We start from the raw sequence: 2,038 nt of genomic DNA on the forward strand, positions 1-2,038 counted from the left end.
GCCCGGGCGCTCTCCGAGTTCGGTGCCACCATCACCTTCGCCTCCAACATTCCCGGTGAAACCCGCACCCTGCCACTCGCGCTCTACACCCTGATTCAAACGCCGGGACGCGAAAGCGCCGCCGCCAGGCTCTGCGTGCTGTCGATCGTGATTGCCCTGCTGTCGCTGATCGCCTCCGAGTGGCTGGCCCGACGCACCAAACAGCGCCTTCAGGAACGTGATGCCTACTGATCCGTCGACCGACTCATCGCCCAGCCTGCACGTGGAGATCGACCAGCGGCTGGGCAACTTCCATCTCCAGGTGTCGCTTGCGCTGCCCGCCCAAGGCGTTACCGGCGTCTTCGGCACCTCCGGTAGCGGCAAGACCAGCCTGATGCGCGTGATCGCCGGCCTCGAAAAGCCCGATCAGGGGCGTGTACAGCTTTGCGAGCGCACCCTGCTGGATACCCGCCAGCGCCTCGTCGTGCCCGCGCACAAGCGTCGTATCGGCGTCGTCTTTCAGGAGGCGCGCCTGTTTCCCCACTACCGGGTGCGCGGCAACCTGACCTACGGCATGCCTGCCCACGCCTCTTCGCGCTTCGACGAGATCGTCGCCCTTTTAGGCATCGCCCACTTGCTGGAGCGCTTGCCGGGCACGCTCTCCGGCGGTGAATCGCGCCGAGTCGCCATCGGCCGCGCCCTGTTGAGCGACCCGCGCTTACTGTTGATGGACGAACCGCTCACCGGCCTCGACGGCGCGCGCAAGCAGGAGCTTCTGCATTTCATTGCCCGCCTGGCAAGACAAGTGGACATCCCGATCATCTACGTCAGCCACGACCCGGACGAGATCGCCACCATCGCCGATCACCTGGTGTTGATGCGCAGCGGCCGCGTGGAGGCCAGCGCCCCGCTGTCGCACTTGCTGCAACGCTTCGACCTTACCCAGGCGCTGGCGGGGTTCGATGCGGCCTCGATTCTCGAGGGGCGCGTCACCAATCACGATGCCCACTATCACTTGACGCGCGTGGCGCTGGGCGATGGCCTCGAGCTGCTGTTGCCAGGCACCCAGGCGCCCCTTGGCAGTACGCTGCGACTGCGCATTCACGCCAGAGACATCGCCATTGCCCTGGCGCCGGCCGCAGACACCAGCTATCGCAATCAGTTGCCCGCCCATATCGAGGCCATCGAGATGCCGGCCGAGACGCCGCATACGGTGGAGCTTCGCCTACGACTCGGCACGCACCGGCTGCGCGCGCGCCTGACGCGCCTGGCGTTCGACCAGTTGGGCCTTGCTGAAGGGCAAAGGATCACCGCGCTGATTCGAAGCGTTGCCTTCACCTCCTTGCAGTGATCCCTCCGCCCTTGCCGCCAGCGTATCTCCGGTGTCTACGCCCCAGCTTCAGGCGGTGCCACCGCGAATAAGCTTTCCCGATTTCACCATTTAAGCCCCGCCCAGGCGGATTGCTACTATCGATGACGCACGTTATCACGCAATCCCAGGAGGCTTTCATGAGTGACCCAACGACGATCGACTCAGGCGTGGCACCCGCCACCGCCGGCAAATTTCTCTGGTTCTTGCCCACCCACGGCGATGGCCACTTCCTGGGGACCCATCAGGGAGGCCGTGACGTCAACCTGGGCTATCTGCGCCAGGTGGCCCAAGCCGCGGATCAACTCGGTTTTTATGGCGTACTGCTGCCGACGGGGCGCAGCTGCGAGGATTCCTGGGTCGTCGCCTCGGCGCTGGCGCCAGCCACCGAGCGCCTGCGCTTTCTGGTGGCGGTGCGGCCAGGCCTGCAGTCCCCCACGCTTGCCGCTCGCATGACCGCTACGCTTGATCGCCTCTCGAACGGCCGCCTGCTGATCAATGTCGTCACCGGTGGGGATCCGGTCGAAAATCGCGGCGATGGTGTCTTTTTGGCCCACGATCAGCGCTATGAGGTGACGCGTGAATTTCTCGACGTCTACCGCGACCTGCTGGCGGGCAAGCGCGTGACCTACGCCGGCCGCCACATCAGCGTGGAAGAGAGCGAGTTGCTCTACCTGCCCGCGCAGGCAC

The 2,038-nt window shown here is 65.4% G+C and carries 2 protein-coding genes and 1 pseudogene; all 3 read left to right on the forward strand.

Translation table 11 applies throughout. The features are described from left to right. Nucleotides 1–231, forward strand: a pseudogene (gene modB, locus BIS11_RS16160) (molybdate ABC transporter permease subunit); the annotation flags it as partial. Beyond that, nucleotides 221–1,330: a molybdenum ABC transporter ATP-binding protein gene (gene modC, locus BIS11_RS16165; protein WP_253420956.1), complete on the forward strand. Its 1,110-nt coding sequence runs from the start codon at nucleotides 221–223 to the stop codon at nucleotides 1,328–1,330. The pseudogene modB and the gene modC, both read left to right, overlap by 11 nt. A gap of 158 nt (nucleotides 1,331–1,488) precedes the next feature. Further along, nucleotides 1,489–2,038 (forward strand): LLM class flavin-dependent oxidoreductase (locus tag BIS11_RS16170; protein ID WP_253586539.1); only part of this gene is annotated, 550 nt, incomplete at its 3' end.

The organism is Halomonas sp. 707D4 (assembly GCF_024158685.1).
In the GTDB taxonomy this organism is placed as follows: Bacteria; Pseudomonadota; Gammaproteobacteria; order Pseudomonadales; family Halomonadaceae; genus Vreelandella.